The organism is Fibrobacter sp. (genome assembly GCF_017545445.1).
GTDB lineage: Bacteria > Fibrobacterota > Fibrobacteria > Fibrobacterales > Fibrobacteraceae > Fibrobacter.
In genome coordinates, this window is record NZ_JAFWOM010000168.1 from 59749 (window position 1) to 81537 (window position 21789).

Annotated in this window: 17 protein-coding genes and 4 tRNA genes; 10 read left to right on the plus strand and 11 right to left on the minus strand. The window is 47.5% G+C overall.

Translation table 11 applies throughout. From position 1 onward, the window contains the following. The first annotated feature begins 41 nt into the window (after positions 1-41). Positions 42-1511: an NAD(+) synthase gene (gene nadE / locus IKG78_RS19340; protein WP_290946956.1), complete on the plus strand. Its 1470-nt coding sequence runs from the start codon at positions 42-44 to the stop codon at positions 1509-1511. A gap of 149 nt (positions 1512-1660) precedes the next feature. Here nadE and IKG78_RS19345 read toward each other — a convergent pair whose 3' ends face one another. The 5 genes from IKG78_RS19345 to IKG78_RS19365 all read right to left on the minus strand — a co-directional run bounded on the left by IKG78_RS19345 (position 1661) and on the right by IKG78_RS19365 (position 7337). Beyond that, complete coding sequence (locus IKG78_RS19345) at positions 1661-1975, minus strand: hypothetical protein (RefSeq protein ID WP_290946957.1); 315 nt, start codon at positions 1973-1975, stop codon at positions 1661-1663. A 23-nt stretch (positions 1976-1998) separates the two neighbouring features. Further along, a tRNA-Ser gene (locus IKG78_RS19350) sits at positions 1999-2083 on the minus strand. A gap of 236 nt (positions 2084-2319) precedes the next feature. Next, entirely contained in the window at positions 2320-4014 is a 1695-nt protein-coding gene (locus tag IKG78_RS19355) for a M3 family oligoendopeptidase (protein WP_290946960.1), read from the minus strand. A 20-nt stretch (positions 4015-4034) separates the two neighbouring features. Further along, complete coding sequence (locus IKG78_RS19360; RefSeq protein WP_290946962.1) at positions 4035-4724, minus strand: hypothetical protein; 690 nt, start codon at positions 4722-4724, stop codon at positions 4035-4037. 42 nt (positions 4725-4766) lie between these two features. Beyond that, entirely contained in the window at positions 4767-7337 is a 2571-nt protein-coding gene (locus IKG78_RS19365; RefSeq protein WP_290946964.1) for a response regulator, read from the minus strand. 227 nt (positions 7338-7564) lie between these two features. Between IKG78_RS19365 and IKG78_RS19370 the strand changes: the two genes are divergently transcribed. Together IKG78_RS19370 and IKG78_RS19375 are read left to right on the plus strand one after the other, a co-directional pair. Further along, positions 7565-8161 carry a PadR family transcriptional regulator gene (locus IKG78_RS19370; RefSeq protein ID WP_290946965.1) on the plus strand — a complete coding sequence of 199 codons (597 nt, stop codon included), beginning with the start codon at positions 7565-7567 and terminating at the stop codon, positions 8159-8161. Positions 8162-8350: 189 nt separating this feature from the next. After that, positions 8351-10879: a glycosyl transferase gene (locus tag IKG78_RS19375; RefSeq protein ID WP_290946966.1), complete on the plus strand. Its 2529-nt coding sequence runs from the start codon at positions 8351-8353 to the stop codon at positions 10877-10879. 420 nt (positions 10880-11299) lie between these two features. Here the strand turns inward: IKG78_RS19375 and IKG78_RS19380 are convergent, their stop codons facing one another. Continuing rightward, entirely contained in the window at positions 11300-11485 is a 186-nt protein-coding gene (locus tag IKG78_RS19380) for a hypothetical protein (RefSeq protein WP_290946968.1), read from the minus strand. Between the two features lie 282 nt (positions 11486-11767). Then, complete coding sequence (metK, locus tag IKG78_RS19385; protein WP_366075916.1) at positions 11768-12964, minus strand: methionine adenosyltransferase; 1197 nt, start codon at positions 12962-12964, stop codon at positions 11768-11770. Between the two features lie 253 nt (positions 12965-13217). Between metK and IKG78_RS19390 the strand changes: the two genes are divergently transcribed. The 7 genes from IKG78_RS19390 (at position 13218) to IKG78_RS19420 (ending at position 20976) form a co-directional block, all read left to right on the plus strand. Further along, positions 13218-13982 (plus strand): Nif3-like dinuclear metal center hexameric protein, encoded by a 765-nt coding sequence (locus tag IKG78_RS19390; RefSeq protein ID WP_290946972.1) that lies wholly within the window; start codon positions 13218-13220, stop codon positions 13980-13982. A 453-nt stretch (positions 13983-14435) separates the two neighbouring features. After that, complete coding sequence (locus tag IKG78_RS19395) at positions 14436-15251, plus strand: M23 family metallopeptidase (protein WP_290946975.1); 816 nt, start codon at positions 14436-14438, stop codon at positions 15249-15251. Between the two features lie 45 nt (positions 15252-15296). Next, on the plus strand, positions 15297-16529 hold the full coding sequence (locus IKG78_RS19400; RefSeq protein ID WP_290946977.1) for a lamin tail domain-containing protein: 1233 nt from the start codon (positions 15297-15299) through the stop codon (positions 16527-16529). After that, positions 16501-17286 carry a hypothetical protein gene (locus tag IKG78_RS19405; RefSeq protein ID WP_290946978.1) on the plus strand — a complete coding sequence of 262 codons (786 nt, stop codon included), beginning with the start codon at positions 16501-16503 and terminating at the stop codon, positions 17284-17286. The genes IKG78_RS19400 and IKG78_RS19405 overlap by 29 nt, the downstream gene beginning before the upstream one ends. 43 nt (positions 17287-17329) lie before the next feature. Then, positions 17330-18235, plus strand: a complete 906-nt coding sequence (locus tag IKG78_RS19410) for a hypothetical protein (RefSeq protein ID WP_290946980.1) — start codon at positions 17330-17332, stop codon at positions 18233-18235. A gap of 195 nt (positions 18236-18430) precedes the next feature. Further along, on the plus strand, positions 18431-19360 hold the full coding sequence (locus tag IKG78_RS19415) for an FISUMP domain-containing protein (protein ID WP_290946982.1): 930 nt from the start codon (positions 18431-18433) through the stop codon (positions 19358-19360). 11 nt (positions 19361-19371) lie between these two features. Continuing rightward, positions 19372-20976, plus strand: coding sequence for an FISUMP domain-containing protein (locus tag IKG78_RS19420; protein ID WP_290946984.1), 1605 nt, complete (start codon positions 19372-19374; stop codon positions 20974-20976). 43 nt (positions 20977-21019) lie between these two features. Here IKG78_RS19420 and IKG78_RS19425 read toward each other — a convergent pair. The 4 genes from IKG78_RS19425 to IKG78_RS19440 all read right to left on the minus strand — a co-directional run bounded on the left by IKG78_RS19425 (position 21020) and on the right by IKG78_RS19440 (position 21679). Continuing rightward, positions 21020-21095, minus strand: a tRNA-Asp gene (locus IKG78_RS19425). A 23-nt stretch (positions 21096-21118) separates the two neighbouring features. Then, positions 21119-21193, minus strand: a tRNA-Val gene (locus IKG78_RS19430). Between the two features lie 6 nt (positions 21194-21199). Further along, positions 21200-21391, minus strand: a complete 192-nt coding sequence (locus tag IKG78_RS19435; RefSeq protein WP_290946986.1) for a hypothetical protein — start codon at positions 21389-21391, stop codon at positions 21200-21202. Positions 21392-21603: 212 nt separating this feature from the next. Further along, positions 21604-21679 (minus strand) — tRNA-Asp (locus tag IKG78_RS19440). Positions 21680-21789: the final 110 nt, after the last annotated feature.

Below are 21789 nucleotides of genomic sequence, written 5' to 3' on the forward strand. Positions count from 1 at the left end.
TGCGGTGCATTTTTTTATTTTCTAGCTAGAGGTTTGAAATCATGAAACTTTATGTGGTACAGATGAAAATTTTGCCGGGGAATGTCTCGGCGAATATGCAAACGATGAAAGCTGCTTTTGACCGTGCGAAGGCTGCCGAAGTGGATTGCGTTGTTTTTCCACGATATGCTTTGACTGGACCGAGTAATAAGTCCCTCCCTGTGGATTGGGCCGAAATTCGTAAATACGCGGGCACGATGCCGTTCTTTTTGAGCGGGGATGCTCTTGACGATACTCCGCTTTTGGGAATTGCCCATGTGACGCATGGCAATGATTTTTATGCTGTCGGTCGTCGCGAAGAAGAAAACAAGGAATTTTCACGTGTGGCATTGGATAGCGCGATGCCCATTGTCTGCGTGAACGGAGTGGGGACTGACAACACCGGTAAGAACATTTATGCACTTTCTGGCGGAAGCCGTGTCTTTGACTGCGATGGCCGCGTTGTTTTTGAAATGCCGCTGTTTAGCGAAGCTGAAGCGGTCGTAGAGTTTACGGAAGGCGAGGTCTTGGTTCACTCGGAATTTACGAAGCCCTATAAAAATGAAATCGCCGAGATTCATGATGCGCTTGTGTTCATGATTCGCGAAAACTTGAACATGTTCCACATCAAGCGCATGGTGATTGGTGCAAGCGGCGGCATTGACAGTGCTGTTTCTGCTGTACTTTATTCGAGAGCGATTGGACCTGAAAATGTTTTCCTTGTAAACATGCCGACGCGTTTCAATTCGGATACGACGAAAAATGCGGCTCGTGATCTCGCGGAAAACTTGGGCACGCCGTACATGGTCGCTCCGATTTCTGATATCATCGAGTCTGTATGCCATACGCTGGAAAATTGCTCTTTTGTGCGTAACGATACGGTGATGAAGGTCGCTGGAATCAACCATGAAAATTTACAGGCGAGAACTCGTTCTGCATCCATCCTTTCGACGGTTGCTTCCGTGGTAGGGGCTGGAGTGACTTGCAACGGCAACAAGAGCGAAGCGATGGTGGGCTATTGTACGTTGTACGGCGACACCTGCGGCGTGATGTGCGCATTGGGCGACTTGTGGAAAACGCAGGTTTATGCTCTTGCGCGTTACATCAATCGCGACAAGGAAATAATTCCGTCGGCATCGATTAACATCCCAGCAAGTGCAGAACTCTCTGATGCGATGAACGTCGATGAAGGCAAGGGCGATCCGATCCTTTATCCGTATCACGATAAGTTGTTTGCGATGTGGGTCGAAAAGGGTGCAAGCCTTGAGCAAACGGAAAAGCTGTTGATGGACGGAACGCTTTGTGAAACGCTTGGCGTTGACGCTGCTTATTTCAAAAAGCAATTGCCGACGGTCGAGGCTGCGCTAGAAGACATGCGGCATTGGTACCGCCGGTTCAAGGGGCTTGCGTTGGCAAAGCGTATCCAATTCCCGCCGATTCTGTCTTTAAGCGGGCATGCATTCGGTGGTGAATATCACGAAAGCCAAGTGTAATAAGCGGCGTCTCTGCGACTCTGTACGCTTTCTTGAACAAGAAGATTTACGAACCAAGGAGCTTTCGTTCCTTGGTTTTTGTTTGTAGATGCAAAATAAAAAAAGACCGCTTTTTAAAAGCGGTCTAAAAATTCGTGTTTTAACGAGGATTAGAAAGCGTCTGCTGCGGATTCGCTAGCTTCTGCAATAACTTCAGCACTCGGAGCCACTTCAGCAGCAGCGGCCTTCACTACATCAGCAGTGATATCGTTAGTACCTTTTTCGACCATCTTGAGCTTGTGTTCCTTAAAACGGTTCATAGCGATAGTCGTCGGCTTCTGTGTAAGTTGGATATAACCCTGCTTGGACTGATTGTTAATGAAGCGAGCTTCGTGAGCCATCATAACGACAGCACGGAAAACCGAGCCTTGGCATTCTTCACTAGCATAGATATCATCAAGATAAACTCTTTGAGATTCAGCCATTTGGGTACCTCGAAAAATTTTAGAAGAGGGAGAGGGATTCGAACCCTCGTTACCGTAAGGTAAACACGCTTTCCAAGCGTGCGCCTTCAACCACTCGGCCATCCCTCCATTAGGATGTGCGCCAATTATAACTAATTATTTTTGCTTTGTCAAGGGATGTTGTTGAAATTTTCAAAAAAAATCATTTTTTTTGAAAATTTAGTGGTTGGTAAACAGTGGTTAGTAAACAGGATGTTTTAAGTGGGTTAGTATGTTGTGGCTTGGCCTTTAGGCCGTAAACAGGAATGTAAAAGGAACGCTCTTATTGCAATCCTAACCACTAACCACCAACCACTAATCACTATTTACAGCTTGCTCAGCTCATCCCACACGACTTGCATCAGGGGTTCCAGCGTCTTGGGCGTGAAATCGAACTTGATATTGGCCGTGGCGAAGAGCTCTGGAATCGGACGGCTGCTGCCGAGGCTTTCGGCCTTGAACAAGTCGTCAATCGCCTTTTGCGGATCCTTCTTGAAGTTTGCCCAGACCTGCAGTGCTCCAATTTGTGCGATGCCGTATTCAATATAATAGAACGGACATTCGAACAAATGAAGCTGTTTTTGCCACAAGTTGCGGCGGACGGCTTCAAGTCCGCTGTAATCGACTCCGGCATCGTAGCGGTCCATGATTTCACTCCAGATATCGCTGCGGTCTTCGGCGGTATGCTCTGGAAAGTTGTACAGGCGATGCTGGAAACTGTCGATGCTTGCCACCCACGGGAATAGCCAAATCACGTCGGCAAGTTCGCCTTCGGTGCTGCGGACAATCGCATCATGATCATCACCGTAGAACGGCTTCAAGTTTGACATGCCGATGAGTTCCATGCTCATGCTTGCGACTTCGGCAAATTCTGCCGGCACGTCGCGGTAAGCGAAAATAGGCTGCTTTGCTAGTGCAAACTGGTGGAACGAATGGCCTGATTCATGCAACAGCGTGTAAATGTCGCGGTCCGTCTTGGCGGAATTCATGAAGATGAAGGGGAGGCGGCTCTCGTCAAAACCGATTTGATAACCGCCCGGAGCCTTTCCAAGTCTGCTGTCTGGGTCAATCAGCTTTTTCGCCTGCATTTCGCGGGCCCACTTGCCTGCTTGCGAATGGATGCTCTCGAAAATGCTATCGACTTTTTCGATGAGTTCTTCGCCGCTTTGGTACGGTGTGAGTGGCGGCCTGCTAAGCGGATCGACGTCCAAGTCCCATGGGCGCAAGCGTTCAAGTCCCATCTTCTTTGCTCGACGCTTGTACATTTCCTTCTGCAGCGGGAGCACAAGCTTCTCGATGCTTTCGTGGAACGCTTCGCAGTCGGCTGGGGTGTAGTCAAAACGATGCTTTGCAAGGAAGATGTAGTCTATGAAATCCTTGCAATGTGCATTCTTGGCAATTTGCTTGCGAATTTTAAATAACTTGTCGTATGATTCGTCAAGTGCAACTTTGTCCTGAAGACGGCGTTCCCACATGGCGCGCCAAGCGCGTTCGCGGAGGTCGCGGTCGGTCTTTTCCATGTAGGCGGCGAGCTGCTGCATGGTCTTGACTTCGCCATCGAATTTGACGCTCATGCCACCTGTAATTTTCTGGTAGGCTTGAACGGCTTTATTCTCTTCGGTTTCAAGCGGAATGTTGTCCGGGGAGAACAAGTCCAGCGAAACCTGCACGCCTTTAAGCCATTCGCCAAATTCGCCTTTGAGGGCATCTTTGGACGGATGTGCCATCAGCTTGCGGTTCAGCTTGTCGTCGTATTCAATCATCAACGGCTGGATGTTTTCTACAAAATCCGAATAGGCCTTGGCGGCTTTCTCGTCGCGGGTGTCGCATGTCATTGCCACGTAACGCCTGCTGCTCACTTCGCCAAGGACAGATTCCAGTTCGCTCCAGTCCATCACCCATTTGCGGAGTTTATCCGCATTTACGGGAATGTCTCGTTGCAGGAGCGAACGGTACAGTTTCGAAATTTCTTTTTCATCATCCGGATTCAAATTCTCCGGAACAAAGTTGCGTTTTACCATGTTTTTATTTTGTCACGTCTTTATAAATTCAGAAGTTTACCCAGTTTGCCAATCCAGTCGTTTACAAGCATCTTCAAGAGCTTGTCACGGATGATGTCTTCAAGTTTCTTGACATCTTCTGGTGTAACTTCTTTCGTGATGCTGAAATCCTGCGAAACAGATTTTCCGCCAGCAGTGAGGGAGACGTCGATAAATCCTGCAATGCCGTATTTTCTGACTTCGTTGAGCTTAAATACGCGCATGTCGAGCGGGAATGCTGCATTCAGGTGCATATCGTTGTCGCCCGGAGCAAGTCGGAGTGAATCCTTGAGTGTCAGCGGAAGTGTAATCAGCGTATCGAACTTCAACTCAATTTTTAGTTGGTTGATCCAAAGCGTATCCTGCGTCTTGTTATGGGCATTCAAGAATACGTCAAAGTTGGCGTGACCGAGTTCCGTCGTGATAACGCCTTGAGACAAGTTCTTCACTAGCTTTACTGCATCGGGGTTCGGGATGAATCCCTTGAGTCCATTCTGGACAAGATCCATAATTGCCGGATCGATTTCGATGGAATCATAGGTGAGGTCCTTGTATTCCATTTTCGTTTGGATGATAATCTTTGCCGCTTGAAGTTTTTGCAGCATAGCACATCCGCTAAGGGCCGTCAGCACAACAAGGAACAAGCCTACGAGGGCGACGGGGAAAGTGAAGCGTGAGAATTTTGTTTTCATTATATCTCCTTTGTCTTTCAAGCTTTATTATAAAAAAATATTTTATCCCGGTCTGCTCATTCTGAATTCCATAAGCGTTTGAATTAGCTTTTGGTCATCAATCGGCTTAGCCAAATGGCCATCCATGCCTGCCGCAAGTGCATTTTTCTTGTCTTCTTCGAATGCATTTGCCGTCATTGCGACAATCGGAATATTCGACTTTCTGGGGTCCGGCAGGCCGCGTATCTCTCTCGTCGCTTCGTAGCCGTTCATGCGAGGCATTTGGACGTCCATGAGAACAAGTTCATATTCGTTGGGGGAGGCTTCTGCAATTTTTTTGACTGCTATGTCGCCATCGCTTGCCGTTTCGACGATAATGCCTTTTTCTGTTAGGAGTTCTTCGGCGATTTCTCGGTTCATTTCGTTATCGTCAACAAGCAGAACCTTCATGCCTTTGAGCGAAATAGCTGTAGATTTCTTTTGTTCTAATATGGGGGACTTGAATTCGTTACACCACCTCATCGGGATGAATACCGTAATTTTTGTTCCTTTGTTTTGTTCAGATTCGATTTCGATGGAACCACCCATGATGTCCGTTAGCTTTTTGACAATCGTCATGCCAAGGCCAGTTCCTTGAATTTGACTTACGGTGGATGTCCTTTCTCGGGCAAATTCGTCAAAAATATGCTTTTGAAATTCGGGACTCATGCCGATTCCCGTATCTTCGACGGTCAATGCGTAAAGACTGTAATCCTCGCGATCGTAGGGGTATTCGTTAAAGGTGCAGGTAATCGATCCATTCTCGTCTGTATATTTGATGGCATTTCCGATGATGTTTGCTGCAATCTGGTTTACGCGGTCGCTGTCGGTATAGACAAATTTATGTTCCACGTTTGAAATCGTAGCTACAAACGTCAGTCCCTTGGATTCCGCATGGGAACCGTAGGTCGTCGATAAAGCCATGATGAGTTTTTCAAGATCGCATTTGCGTTCGCTGAGAATAATCTTTCCAGATTCGATGCGGGACATTTCGAGAACCTGATTCACAAGCGACAGAAGCTGGTGTCCGGCGATATCTATTTTGTCTAGATATTTTTGGACCATTTCAGGTTTGTTGATGTGTTTCTTGGCCATGGCGGTAAAGCCTGTCACCGCGTTCATCGGGGTACGGATGTCATGCGACATGTTGAAAAGGAACGTCGTCTTTGCGTTGTTGGCATTGCGTGCTTCTGTCAAAGCGTGCGACAGTCTGCGGTTCGCTTCGATTTCTTTTGACTTTTCTGTCGTGATGTTGCGGAAAAAGATGATGCCTTTTTGGACTACATTCTTTTTGACTTCGACCGGGATGTAGGTCAATGTAATGTATTGAGTTTCTCCCATGGGGCCTGGGCCACGGAACATGATGGATTGAATCCCTTTTCCGACTTTACGGCCCATGATGACTTCTTCAAAGAAATATTTGAAATCTTGGCCGTTTTGCAGGTCGTCCAGATTCTTGATAAATCCTTTTTCCATGTCTCCTATTTTCCCTTGTTTGGGAATCGGCAACGGTATGGACGAGAAGTCTTCAAAAGTTCCTTTTTCTGCATCGACTAAGACCATGGCTTTAGCTATCGTATTCTCTGCTTTGGCAATGTAGCTTGCCATTTTATTTTGACGTGATTCGCTACGCATCATCAGGAACTGGACGAATACAAGGTAAATTATGTAGCTGAAAAAGATGGCAATGAGCAGGAACTGCAATGTGCGGCCTGCTTTGATTCCCATGGAATAAAGGCTTTGCGCGGCCTCTGATGGAAATATTGCATAAATGCTCAACGGGACCATGTGAAGCGGTGCCATGTAACCTTGGATGTTTTCGATAGATCCGTTGAATTTGAAATTGGTGGGCGAGAGCGTCGTGTAGGCATCAATGATTTTGTTTCTGTTCTCGGTATCGAACATCGAAGTATAGAGGATGCTTTTAAAGTTATCCCTGAACTGACCTTGGAGCGCGGTTTGCTTTAGGTCTAGTGAAATAAGGGGGATGACGTTTCTGCCTTCCGTGTTCACGATGCCAGCGGATGCGTTGGCTCCATAAACTTTGTATTCCAACATTCTTTTGATGGAGTTCTCGTCGAAAGAGGAACTCAGCACGCCGACGACTTCACCTTCGAGCATGATGGGGGCGTAAAAGACGATGAACGCCATGTCGTTTTTGGAGGGCATGACGATGAAAATGCCGCTGTTTCCCTTCATGCCGTCTGTAAAGTACCACATGTTGCCGGAGTAAATTTTTTCACCGAACGTAGTCTGCGCGTAGCCCATTTTATCCGTAAATCGCAGATGGTCGAACTGCACCATTTTTTCGAGTTCCGCAAGATAGACTGCGTTTAATTGACCGTCTTGGACATCTCTTGAACTTAGTTTCGCTATGGCTTCGATAGACTTTAATGAGTTTGAAAAAATATTGTCGAGCTTGATGGCCATAGCGTGGGTTATATCCTTGATATAATCCTTGTTGCGCAATATGACCGCGTTTTTATCTTCGTTTTGGAAAGCTGTAAAAGCTTCTATGATAAAATAAATGACAAGAATCAACGGAGCGAATCTTATGATGGAGTACTTTAAACGTATGTTCTTGTTTTTTACCATTTGTTGCTCAGTTTTGTTGCGGGCGGATTTTTCATTATATTTTTCTTAATATAAATATAAACTTTTATTGGAGCGAAATTATTTTTTGAATAGAAAAGAGATGTTTTGTGATGTAACGCATTTTTTAAGTTTTTTTGGGAAAATGGGTATTCTTTTTGTTGGAAAATAATGTAGTTTTTTTGCTGAACTAATATTCCAAGTTGGAATAATCAAATTAAAGGTGTTTAATGAATCGTTACGATCTTGTATTGCTTGGACTTATTTTGGAGCATGAGCGGAGCGGCTATGATATTATTACGGAAATCCGCGACCGTGAACTCGACCGCTGGGCGAAGATTAGTACTTCGACAGTGTATAATCGGCTGATTACGCTGGAAAAGAACGAATGTATCGTAGGACATGCGGAACGCGATGGAAACCGTCCGGAGCGCATGGTGTTCAATATTACAGATAAAGGTAGAGAAGTGCTTCGCAAGGAAGTGCTCAAGCATTTGACCGGATTCAACGATGATCCGCGGACGCTTGGCTTCGCTTTCCTCTTTGGTGCCGATAATAAGGAAGTCATTCGAACGCTCGAAGTGCATGAACGTAGGCTGGTTCAGGAAATTGAGAATCTGGAAAAGATGATTGCTGAGGAACCTCGCCCGACGCTTTATCCGGACGGTCCGTTCCTCAACTGCATGAGCCGCGACCACATTCTTGTGGAACTCAAGTATGTGCGAGCTGCTATCGGCATCTTGCGCGACCCGGTCCGCAGCAAGAAACTTGGCGGATACTTCTATATCAATTTCGGTAACCGCGATTTCGAAAAGTTTGATGAGTAGTTTTTAGTAGACAGTAGACGGTAGGAAGTAGACAGTTTTTTTGTCTTTTCGCTTCCTACTTCCTACTTCCTACTTCCTACTATTTCTAAATTTACCTCGCAAAAGTTTTAACGGTTTTTGATGATGGTTACTAACCATTAATCACCAACCACTAATCATTTTTTACACCCCCTCTCTAACGGAGATAAAATGGCTACAAAAACAGTGAAGAAGAGCGCTGCAAAGAAGGCTCCGGCTAAGAAGACCGCTAAGGTCGCTGCCCCGAAGTATGGCTACTTTGATGACGCTGCAAAAGAATACGTGCTCACCACCCCGGCAACCCCGATCAAGTGGTGCAACTACGTCGGTACTCTCAATTTCGGCGGTATCGTCGATACGACCGGCGGCACTCTCGTTTGCAAAGGCGACCCGGCTCTCAACCGTATCACCAAGTACATTGCACAGATGCCGTGCTCTGACTTCAAGGCCAGCACTATCTACATCCGTATCAAGGATGGCAAGAACTACAAGATTTTCTCCCCGTTCTACGTTCCGACTCTCGTCAAACTCGACAAGTGGGAATGCCACGTGGGTCTTTCCTACATGCGTTGGATTGCCGAAGCTTTCGGCCTCCGCGTGCAGGTCACGATTTTCGTCCCGACGGGCTCCAACACTCTCCTCCAGGACATCCAGGTGACCAACATCGCCGGTGGTGCCAAGGAAGTCGATATTATCCCGGTTTATGAATTCAGCCACTTCGAAGCTGAAAAGCAGCTCACGAACGCCGACTGGGTTCCGCAGACCATGACCCTCAAGGGCCACTGGGAAAAGGACGGCCACGTCGTTTTGGAACAGTACGCTTACATGAAGCGTGACTACGCTGTGAACTACGTTACAGCTGACTGCAAGGTCGGTAGCTTCGATGGCGACCGCCGCGTGTTCCTCGGCCAGAACGAAATGGGCTCCTGGGCAAATCCGCTCAGCCTCCAGAACAAAGAACTTGCTAACAGCGAATGCGACCGTGGCGACAACATTGCCGCTCTCATGATCCACGCTGGCAAGATCGCTGCGAAGAAGACGTTCCGCACCTGCACCCAGCTCGGTCAGGAACAGAGTCTCAAGGTTGCAGCCAAGGCTATCAAGAAGTACCGCGATCTCAAGAACGTCGATAAGGCTTTCGAAGAACTCGCAAAGTTCTGGGAAAACTATCTCTCTACAATCCAGGTGAACACTCCGGATGCTGCATTCAACTCCATGGTGAACGTGCACAACCCGCGCCAGTGCCACACCACCAAGAACTGGAGCCGCTACCTGTCCCTCTATCAGTTGGGCTACGGCACCAGCCGCGGTATCGGTTACCGTGACTCCAGCCAGGACCTCACGGGCGTCATGAGCCACATGCCGGAAGAAGCTCTCGTTCTTACGAAGAACCTCCTCTCCGTGCAGCGCCCGGAAGGTAACGCCATGCACCAGTACGCTCCGCTTGCTCTCGAAGAAGATAACGGCAACGAAGCTAACGCCGGCGACTCCCGCGAAAAGAAGGGTGTGCTTGATGAAAATGGCAACCCGGCTTACGCAGACTGGTACGGCGATGACCACCTCTGGATTGTTCTCACTGTTGCTAACTACCTCAGAGAAACTGGCAAGATGGAACTCCTCAACGAGGAAATTCCGTTCTACGAAGCTGGCAAGAAGCGCGCTCAGCGTGAAAAGGGCACTGTCCTCGAACACTTGAAGCGTTCTCTCAAGTTCTCTCGCGAACACCTCGGCAAGCACGGTCTTCCGCTCCTCGGCTTTGCTGACTGGAACGACTGCATGAACCTCCCGCTCGGTGCAGAATCTACGTTCAACACTGCTTTGTACGCAAAGGCTTTGCTCGAAATGATGGGCATTGAAGAAGCTCTCGGCGACAAGGAAGCCGTTGAAATGTACAAGGGCTGGTACGAAGATGTCAAGAAGGCATTCAACGACAGCGCTTGGGACGGCAAGTGGTGGACTCGTTGGTTCGACAAGGACGGAAACGGCTACGGCGTTTCTTCTGCCAAGTACGGCAAGATTTACTGCAACGGCCAGTCTTGGCCGGTCATCTCCGGCATTGCATTCGGCGACCGCGCTGTGCAGGGCATGGACAGCTTGAACAAGCTCCTCAATACCAAGTACGGCGTGAAGAGCTCTACTCCGGGTTACCGTGGCTTTGAACCGGCTGTCGGTGGCATCTCCACCTATCCTCCTGGAGCAAAGGAAAATGGCGGTATCTTCCTCCACACGAACCCGTGGGTGATGATTGCCGAAACGATTCTCGGTCGTGGCGACAAGGCTTTCGAATACTACTGCCAGATCAACCCGGCTTCCAAGAATGGCATCCTCGACATCTTCGAATCTGAACCGTATTGCTATCCGCAGAACATCCTCGGTGACGAACACAAGCAGTTCGGTATGGGCCGTAACGCATGGCTCTCCGGTACGAGCTCCTGGACGTACCAGGCTGCAACGCAGTTCATCATCGGTATCCGTGCAAGCTTCGACGGCCTCGTTGTCGATCCTTGCATCCCGAGCGCATGGGCTGGCTTCGAAGCTACCCGTAAGTTCCGTGGTGCAACTTACCAGATCACGGTGAAGAACCCGAACCACGTCTGCAAGGGCGTTGCAAAGATGGTTGTTGACGGTCAGGAAATCGATTCCAACGTCGCTCCGGTCTTTACGAAGGGTGTGCACAAGGTCGAAGTCACTCTCGGCTAATTTGAATTATAACCGTCGTGATACGGCGTTACTCGCCCCCTCACGTACGCTTTGTACGCTACGGGGGCTCGCGCCTTGTCTCACTAGGTTCTAATCCAAATTCGGAATGTTAGGTCTGCTTCCAACGAAGCAGACTTTTTGTTTTGCTCTCGCTAGGCTCTCTACGTTTTTTGAATCGTTAGCTCGATTCTAATCCAAATTCGGAATGTTAGGTCTGCTTCAAACGAGGCAGACTTTTTGTTTTGCTCTCGCTAGGCTCTCTGCGTTTTTTGAAACGATAATTCGGTTCTAATCCAAATTGAATTTAAATGTCCGCTTCTGATGAAGCGGATGTTTTTTTGTATAAACAGAAAACCATCCGCAAGGCGGATGGTTCCAATGTGTATGCTATACATGCATGTATAGTTTTTTGAAATTGTTTTAGACGGTGCTGCTTGGACTCAACAAACTGAAAATATCATCGGGTACGTCGTTGTACTCGGAGTATGTATTAGAATCAATGAAATTGATCAAAAACATCTCGATGGCAACATTGAGATTCACGCCTTTGCGTTTGGCGCAAGACTCTGCTTTTTGGTAAATATCTTTATCGATGGCGACTTGCATAATCCTAACCCTTCTTTCTATAAACCCTTTATGTTTTTAATTTACAAAAAAATGTGATATAAATCAAAATTTTTTCTGATTTCATATTCCATTTTTTGCATATTCCAAAGTCTCTTATTCCAACGGCTTTTATTCTAATATAAACGATGCTATTTAATAGATTTTAGTTTATATGAGATTATGAAAGTAAAATCTTAAAAAACAACCCCCGGCACAATTTTTTTATGGCCGGGGATTGAAAGAACAAATTAATGCTTTTACTGCAAAAGATTTAAACGGCCATTAAATCTGTGCAGCGGCTTCTTTCAAAGCTTCGGCCTTGTCGGTCTTTTCCCACGTGAAGCGGTCGCCGGTGCGACCAAAGTGACCGAGGGCGGCTGTCTGCACGTAGCCAGGCTTGCGGAGGTCGAGCATCTTTTCGATGCCTGCCGGAGAGAGGTCGAAGAACTGCGGAACGAGAGCTTCGATCTTGCGGTCGTCGATCTTGCCGGTGCCAAACGTGTTCACGAGGACGGAGACCGGTCTCGGATAACCGATAGCGTATGCAACCTGAACTTCGCAACGACGGGCAAGTCCTGCTGCGACAATGTTCTTGGCAACGTAACGGGCTGCGTATGCGCCGCTGCGATCGACCTTGGACGGGTCCTTGCCGCTGAATGCGCCACCGCCGTGACGGCCCATGCCGCCGTAGGTATCGACGATGATCTTACGACCAGTGAGGCCGCAGTCGCCATGCGGGCCGCCGACAACGAACTTGCCGGTCGGGTTCACGAGAATTTCGGTCTTCTTGTCCAAGAGCTTTGCCGGAATGACCTTCTTGATGAGTTCTTCATAGATGGTCTTCTTGATGACGGAGTGCTTGAGCGGCTTGCCGTTCACGAATTCGTCGTGCTGGGTGGAGATGACGACATTGTGTACGCGAACCGGACGGTCCTTTTCGTCGTATTCGACGGTGACTTGGGACTTGGCGTCCGGGCGGAGCCACTTGATTTTGCCTTTTTCGCGGAGTTCCTGGATTTTGGCCATGAGCTTGTGGGCGAGGCTGATCGGGAGCGGCATCAATTCCTTGGTGTCGTCACAAGCGTAACCGAACATCATGCCCTGGTCGCCAGCGCCTTGTTCGTCGGTGTCCTTGCCTTCGGCGGCCTTGGCGTCAACGCCCTGAGCGATATCCGGGGATTGCTTGTCCATTGCGACGAGCACTGCGCAGCCCTTGTAGTCGAACTGGAGGTCGGGGTTCACGTAACCGATGTTCTTGATTGTATTACGTGCAACTTCCTGGAAATCGACAACGGCCTTGGTCGTGAGTTCGCCGCTGATGACGACGAGTCCCGTGTTCACGAGTGTTTCGCAAGCGACGCGGCTGTTCGGGTCTTGGGCGAGGCAAGCGTCGAGGATGGAGTCGGAAATCTGGTCGGCAACCTTGTCCGGGTGGCCTTTAGAAACGGATTCAGAGGTAAAAAGATAATGTGCCATTATGGGCTCCTATAGTAAAACTTTTAATTTCAATCTATGCGTAAATTTAGTTAAATGCATAGATTGTGACAACGCTATTACACTCTGGAATGCTTTTTTATGCCCCAAAATGCATTTTAAAGTTGTAAAAAAAAATTATGTATTTATATTTCTTATAGCCAGTGATAACAGGTTGGATGGTGGAGCGCAATTTCTGACGTGAAGTCGAAATATTCTAATTATGAAGTCGGAATATTCTAATTAACAAGGAGAAAATATGGATTTACCTTTCATGGTGGCGTGGTTTGACGACTTGCTTGAACCGAAATCATTCAAGGATTACTGCGTAAACGGTCTATGTGTCGAAGCGAATGATAAAGTAACTCGAATTGTTACGGGCGTGAGTCTGCGTGACCAGTTGATTGATGCCGCTATTGAAGAAAAGGCGGACTGCATCGTGGTGCATCATCCGAACGGCTTTTGGCAGGGTGAAAGCCAGCTCCCGGTGGGGAAGTTTGGAGAACGTCTTGCTAAACTTATGCGTAATGGCATTTCCGTGTTCGGCTTCCATCTGCCGCTTGATGGCCATCGTGAAATTGGCAACAACGCCATGATTGCTAAAAGCCTAGGGTTGAATCCTGTTCATGAATTTTTGAAAGAAGGGCTAAGGGCTGTCGGTGTCATTGCTGAATGGAACACTCCTGCAACGCGTGAAGAATTTTTGGACTGCTTGAACACGGCGTTTCCGCATGGCGTGCAGCATAGTTTCTTCTATGGTGCCGAAAAGATTACGCGAGTCGCCATTTGCAGCGGCAGTTGCGGCATTTCCGGAATCAAGGATGCTATGGAAATGAAGTGTGATGCCTTTATCACGGGGAGCATCAAGGAAGAAGTGCCTATTTATTGTCAGGAAAACGGTGTCAATTTGGCTTCGTGCGGGCATCATAGGACAGAAACTTTCGGTGTACGCGCTTTGGCTGAAAAAATCGAGAAAGAACTTTCAATTCCGTCCAAGTTCATAGACTTTGACAATCCAGTGTAGTTTGGATAAATGAACCGTGTAAGCCGGCCCCGGCATAAAGCCGGGGTGACAGGAGAAGAAAAAATGTACACGGGCGTCCTCGCCGTTCATGACGCAAAAAGTCCGTCGTCATTCCGAACAAAGTGCGGAATTCAGTCACTTTTTATTGCAATTCAAGACATAACTGGATCCTTCGTCCCTTCGGTCCTCAGGATGACGGCTTGGGTATGGATCCTATTTTTTAGACGGATTTGATTTTGGTTGTTTATTCCGTAAAAATGGCCAAAAATTCCTATTTTTGCATGTGTAATGAAAAAGAATGAATTAATCCTTTGCAATTTAAGACGAGTTTATTTAAATTTCCTTTAAATGAATTTCGTCAAGGCCTCAATCCGTTTTCAAAAGTCTTCTCGGATGCTGACTGTTAGGGTGCCCGCATTCCTCTTTCGTGGGTGGCTTTTTGTGCGAATTGTGATGATTATCGGATTCATCCTGTTTTTAGTACAAGTTCTTTCCACCTCGGTTTATGACGGCGTTTTGAAGCATGCGTTTGCGAGTCGCCAGAAATTGAACAAGGAACTTTCGCAAATCCAGAATACTGTGGATTATATTTCTGCAAACTCGAGTGATTTTTTCAAGGCAGAAAAGATGCTCCATGCAAAGTTTGGACTCCCGCTACCGGACGAAGCCTCTCGCAATCTATCGACGGGCGGCCATATCGAACCTGTGGTCCAGCTTTTGCGCAAGAGTTCGCCTGTTTTTGAACGTACTGCCAAGATGCACGAGGATGTCTGGCGCATTTATGGCAAAATCCAGAATAATGAAAAGTCTTTTGACGCTCTGACCAAGTACATTGACCAGAGCCGTTCGGTTTTACGCTACATCCCGTCTATTTCGCCTACGCACGGACGTTATGCATCCGCTTTCGGTCCGCGCATCCATCCGGTGACTGGCGAAGTGGGCAAGATGCACCAGGGCATCGATATCGCCAACGACCGTTGGACTCCGATTTACGCCCCGGCAGATGGCGTGGTTGAAATTTCCCAACTGAGTTCCTCTTTTGGGAATTTTGTAGTCCTGAATCATGGCAACGGCTTCAAGACCCGCTATGGGCACATGCAGATGTCCGCCGTGACTCCGGGCCAGTTTGTACATCGTTATCAAATTCTTGGCTATATGGGCAATACCGGGCGATCTGTCGGGCCACATCTTCATTACGAGGTGTGGCTGAACGGTGTTCCGGTCAACCCTCTTCCTTATATTCTCCCTAACGACTATGAAGTCGATTAATTCCTGATAGCTATTGATGCTTGGAGGGGCACCCGGGAGGGTGTTATGAAAAAATGTGGTTTGCTGACCGCTTTTTGCGGTTTGGCGTTGTATTCGGTAACGTATTCGTGCCCGATGATTGTGGAGCTTTTCCCAGATCCGAAAAATGTTTCTGATGCGGAGGGCGAGTACGTTGAAATTCGTCTGGACGATTACGACCGTCTGGAGGATGGTTCTAATCAGTTCCGTGCGGATTCGCTTTTTGTGCGGTTCGAATCCAAGGAAATTTTGGCGTTCAAGTGGCCTGATGCGGATCGTTTGCTGTTGGTGCATGATTCGTCCATGTGTCCACCCCGCAAGGACTTGGCTTGCGGCTCACTGGGGAAGGTGTCGCTCCCGAATTCCAGGGAGTCCGTCTGGAAGGTCTGGTCGGGTGTGTGCATGGATTCGGTTACGGTTCCACAGCCTAAGCCGGGCAAGTCGATGCAGCGCGTGGGGCTGACGGATGAATGGGTCTTTGTGGCGGGGACCATGGGGGTGGGCGACCCAGAATACGAGCTTGGCGTTAAAGAAGACTCGCTTTTGACATTGGCGGGGGAGTGGGCGAAGTCGCTGAAGATGACTGAGATCCATCATTGTCCCGAAGAACCGATGCCGGAGTGGGTGGAGCTTTACAATGCAAGCGCGTATCCGCTCCCGCTAGATGCGTTCCGTTTTTGCGACCGTGGCGGAGTGCTTGGCCGTGCGGGCGATTCCATTTTGCCGTACCAGACCGTGCTCGTCAGTAAGGATACTTTGTCGTTAAGAGAATCGTTGGGTATTCCCGATATCCGCATGATTCAAGTGGCACTTGGCTTTTTGAATAACGTAGAAGGTTCGCTTCGCCTTTGCTTCCGTAATGACGTTGTAGATAGTGTTTATTGGAATAAGGGTACGGTAGCTTGTCCGTCAGGCTTCAATCCGCTCACGAACCGCCGGGAATTTACGCCGGGATTTTTGCAAAGTGACGTAGGACGAGAAATTCCTTTAACGGACAAAGTACCGCTTGTGTATAAACTCTCTTCGCGTGTGGTTTCGAAAAAAGGGACACCGCTTCGCGTGCGTGTGGAGTCGGAATACGATGTGTCGCTTTCGCTTTTGGATTCTGCGGGGCGTCGCGTGTGGAAATTCGTTGTGCCTTCGATGTCTAATGAATGGGTTTATGTTCCTGTGCAAGAAAATCTTGGAATAGGTGTGGGTTATGTCGCTTTGTCCGTGGGGGAGTACGAAAATGTGGTCGGTATTCTTGTTCGTCCGTAAACGGTTTTTGCGTTGCTTTGTGCTGCTTGCTGTGTTGTTGGGGGCGTATGCTCCATGTAATGCGGCTGAAGGGCGTGCTCCTTTTGCGTCGCTGTTGGCGGGCGGACTTTCGCCGAAGGGTCTTGGCGGGTTCTATTCAACACCTGCACGGTATGCAGAACCTGCGTATGGAGTTGCTTATTACTGGATGGATGAAGTCGAAGTTTATTCATGGAGTCTTTCGCTTGAATTCGGGAACGATGCTTACCGCGTGGGAGCTTTTGCGGCTTACCAGTCGATGGATTCGCTTTACCGGAATTTGTATTCAGAACTCTTGTTTGCAAAATCTTGGGCGAAATTAGCGGTCGGGATGAGTTACGGACTCGATATGGATTGGGTTCCTGGCGATGCGTTCTGGACGCGACACCGGTTCAAGTGGGCCGTTGACTATCGCTGGAATCAAATTGCCGTGGCGGGAATGTTAAGCGGGTTCATGGACGAAGGCGTTTCGCATCTTTCGCCGATTGTCGGAGTCCATTGGAATTCGGACGAGTCTGTTTCCGCTTTTTCGGAATGCGATTTCGATTATTTGTACGTAGGGGCGTCTTTCCGTTGGAAATTTCTGGAGGTCGCTACATCTTACCGGTTCCCAGATTTTGCGGTGGCTGTGTTGCTCTCGTTTAATGGAAACCGCTATGGTGTTTCGTATGCGCGAGGTTTCAAGCACAATTCGTTAGGATGGAACGGCGTTCATGTATCGCGGTGGTTGAAACAGTAATTTACAATCCAATGGTCTATAAATTATCTAATTTTGCTATTGTATGAAAAAAGCTTTCCTTTTATTGCTTGCTTTGTCGGTGTGTGCTATTGCGGATAATGATGCTGCTTCTGAAATCCCCTTCGCGGTGAATTTTGATGCGACTTCAGAGGTTAAATCTGAACCTGCTCCAACGGTATCCGAGGTGAAATCAGAGGAATCGCAGGAAGCAAAGACTGAGGCCAAGTCAAAGCCGACGAAAGCGGCTCACAAGGCTAAGCCCAAGGCTAAGGCAAAAGCTTCGCAGAAATCAAAAGATGAAGTTGAAGCGAAGCCCGAAGAGACTGCTCATGAGGACGCTCCTGTTGCTGATGTTCCGGAGGAAAAAACGGCTGACACAACGACTGCAACAGGCGATGATTCCGTAAAGGATTCGAAGTTTACGATATACATCCATCCGTTTAACTTTCTGGTGCCATATTCGCATTTTTGGGCGGGTGTCAAAGTTCCGAACGGTTTGACGGACTATCCTTCGTTTAACTTGACTTTTGAATGGAATCTGTTTGAAATGTCGTCGCTTATGACGATGCCGCATTTTGTGCGGGTTGATCGTTCGGATGATGACTACAAGATTTACGATATTGGCTTGCAGGAAAGCTTCCGTTGGTACAATCTTGGTGGTCATCGGTGGCGGTATTTGCAGCTTGGTTTATTGCTGAGTCATTTGCATATCGAGACGGAGAAAGATGGCGACTTTGACGGCTGGCTGTATGGCTTTATGTTCAATGTCGGGATGAAGAAAGTTCTGAACGGCGGTGAAGGGTTCTTGGGACATTTTGCCGTTTCTGTGGATGTCGGACTCGGTTATGCATTCACAAGCGATTTTAAAGGCGACCGCAAGGGTGGTTACTTTAGGATGGATAAGGGCTTTACCATTGATGTGAACGCCGCGTTCGGATTCCAGATATAGATTATTGCAGTAAACGTCAAAAGAATATTTGTTTATTATAAATCGTGAAAGACTGTAAAAATTTCGTTCAGCAAGTAAAAAGTTTTTTTGAAGGGCTGAATTTTGTATGTCTAAGTTTGGGTAATGTCGGTTGATGTTTCGCTTTATTTTATCTAGATTATGTGTGTAAGGTAATAATTGTATAAGGAGGATTGCTTGAAACAACGTTTTACTTCAATTTGTATCTTGTTGGGAGTCCTCTCGCTTTTTGTTGCGTGTAGCGATGATGACAATTCGTTTGCTAATGGTGGCGAAAACGAGTACGGCACCGACTATGTCGTCAAGTATTATGACAACCTTTCTGTTTGCATTGACGAAAGGCAAGACGAAACGGCTTATGTGACAGAACGGGAAAAAGCTTTCGTGTGCGAAGACGGTAAATGGCATCCGACTGATGAAAAGGTGACAAAATCTTCCTCGTCGCGCGATGGCAGTTCGGATGATGGCGAGAGTTCTTCTTCGGAAGGCGGTTCTTTTGGAAAGAAATCTTCTTCGTCAAAAGTAAACAGTTCGAGCAGCACTGTGGTAAAATCTTTGGATTCGATATTTGTTGCGACAACTTCGATGCTTGTAGATTATTGCAAATGGTATGATGTAGATACCTGTAAATATGACACTTTTACGGATTCGCGCGATAGCAATATCTACAAGACTGTCTCCATCGGTTGGCAGGTGTGGATGGCGGAAAACCTCAGGTACAAGTCTCCGGAAAGTATTTGTTCCGGCGATTCGACTGTTGGTTGTTCGACTTATGGAATGCATTACCCTTGCAGAGAAAAAGATTCTGTTTGCCCAGAAGGATGGAAGCTCCCATCGCAGAGGGATTTTGCCATTTTGGGAGGGGCTTTCTTAGGCAATGTGGATAGTGCCGGATATTATTTAAAGACTTCAAATTGGTCGTCTTGGTATGGTGTAGACTTGGTTGGTTTTTCGTGGGAACCTTTTGGTGGTTCCGGGAGCGAGGGTGCTTTTTGGACAGAAACGAATGGCAAACATGAATACGTTTATGCGTATGAAAGACGTTTGATGGAAGGCTGGACTGCATCTGACACGTCGTTCTATCCGATTCGTTGCATAAAGGAATAGTGGAGGGGAATATGTTTTTGCGCTTGAATTTATTTGTAGCTGCTGTTCTGTGTGGCTTTGTCGCCTGTAGCGAAGATGACGATTTTATACAGCGGGTCGAACAGGAAAGGCTCGAAATAGGCTCAAGTGTCGAGACTTATGCCGACCTACTGGTTTGTTCCGAAACCAGGGATGGCGATTCAGTAGAGGTTGAATCCGAAAAGAAAATATATGTCTGCAAAAATGGGGAATGGACTCCTGTTGCCGAGGCTGTAAATTCCAGTTCCAGCGCCAACAGTTATCTAGGCTATAGTTCCAGCTTGAGAGTCGTCGATTCTGCTGAATGTGCTCAGATGGGTCGCCCCCTTACGGATAAAAATACATTCGTCGACCCGCGCGACGGCCAGAAATACAGGATGGTCACGCTTGGCGGGCATACTTGGATGGCGCAGAACCTAAACTTTGAAACAGAAGAATCTTGGCCTGCGACTACATGTTCGAAGTACGGTAGAATTTATTATGGGTATGATGTAATTGACAGCGCGGGCAAATATACAAGGGACGGCAAGGCATGCGAGTCGTTTAAGGATTGTATCGCGAAAAGCCCTATTCAGGGAATTTGTCCGCCAGGCTGGCACTTGCCGACGAAGTCGGAAATGGATTCCCTGACTTTAGAAATTGGAAATGGAATTTATGCGGCGAGCCCCTTTTTAGACGGTTACATAGGGGACTACTACGGTTTTTCGGCGGTGCCAACGCCAGATTACAGATGGTGGGGAGGCGAGGCCGATAATTCGGGTTATCGTCTTTATTGCTTGTTGTACAACGCTAACCTGAATCCAAAATCTGAATGGAATAAGTGCACTGCTCTCGCTGGTAATGAGCACCCTGTCCGGTGTGTTCTGGATTCAACCCTGGAGGAGCCTGTTGTACCGACTGTGAACCCGTACCGCAAATCCAAGGTGGCTGCCTGCAAGACCATGACATATGACGTGTGTGAATACGGGACGCTCGAAGATGAACGCGATGGCCAGACATACAAGACGGTGAAGATATTTGACCAGTGGTGGATGACCGAAGACTTAAGATATAACCCAGACGATAGTTGCAATAGTACAATGGATACCGTATGCAAAAAAATTGGTCAAAAGTATAGTTGGTCGTTCCTTATGGATGCCGAGGGCGCCTATTCTGACGATGCTCTAGGTTGTTTCGATACGACAATGTGCAAGCCGACTAGTCGGGTGAGGGGTATTTGCCCCGAAGGGTGGCGCGTGCCGAATCTAAAAGACTGGGATCACCTTGTAGTGAATTTAGGTGGTTCCCTTGATCTGGCGAACACGAGCGGTATTGCGAATAAGAACAGAAACATTTTATTTAATTATCCTTTTGAAATTGCGCAGGCCCTGGTGAGGAGGGGGCACTGGAGCTCTGAAGACGTCCGCACTTACGATGCTTTCGGTTTTGGTGTTTATGATAATTCTTCAGCAAATAAAAGCGTTTATTGGACGTCCGACGAAAATAACCCGTATCAAGCTTATCTTGTCAAATTTTGGTATGGCGGTCTCTTTCAGATTGAATCGGCACATAAACGCAATGAATATGGCGTCCGCTGCATAAAGACGGACGAAGATTGATAGAAAACGAAAAAGCCCTCTCAGTGTGAGAGGGCTTTTATCGCGGGATAGACGAGGCTTGAACTCGCAACCTCCGGCGTGACAGGCCGGTGCTCTAACCAAAATTGAGCTACCACCCCAAATCGTTTCCGACTTTCGGTAGTGGACGATAACGGATTCGAACCGCTGACATTCTGCTTGTAAGGCAGACGCTCTGAACCAGCTGAGCTAATCGTCCAAAATTTTACTTATCTTTCTTCTTGTCGCTGAAAAGAATTCCAAGCGGAATCACAACAACGTATGCAATCGTCAAGATAATCGGTGCAACCGAGAGACTCACTGGATTGTCTGCCGGACCAGTGGCAAGGCAGAGAAAACCAATGAAAAGTAGCAAAATGCCAACACCAATAAGAATAAGATTCTTTTTATTTAACATTTTCTACAACCTCAAGATTACGAGCCAAATATACAAATATTCACGTTGTTGTCAACCGAAATCGCCGTTTTTTGTGAAAAAAAATGAAAAATTTTTTGTGAGTTGGAAAGGATTTATGTAACTGGATCCTTCACGGCTTTCACCGTTCAGGATGACGGTAAGGGGAATGTTCAATAAACGAAAAGCACTTCTCAAAGAGAAGTGCTTTATCGCGGGATAGACGAGGCTTGAACTCGCAACCTCCGGCGTGACAGGCCGGTGCTCTAACCAAAATTGAGCTACCACCCCAGTGGTTCGTTAGGCTTTTCAACCGAACGAACCAAATATAAAAAGATTGAATGAATGTGTCAAGGGCTGTGGGCTGTTTTTTTGAAAATTTTCAAAAAAACTTTGTTTGC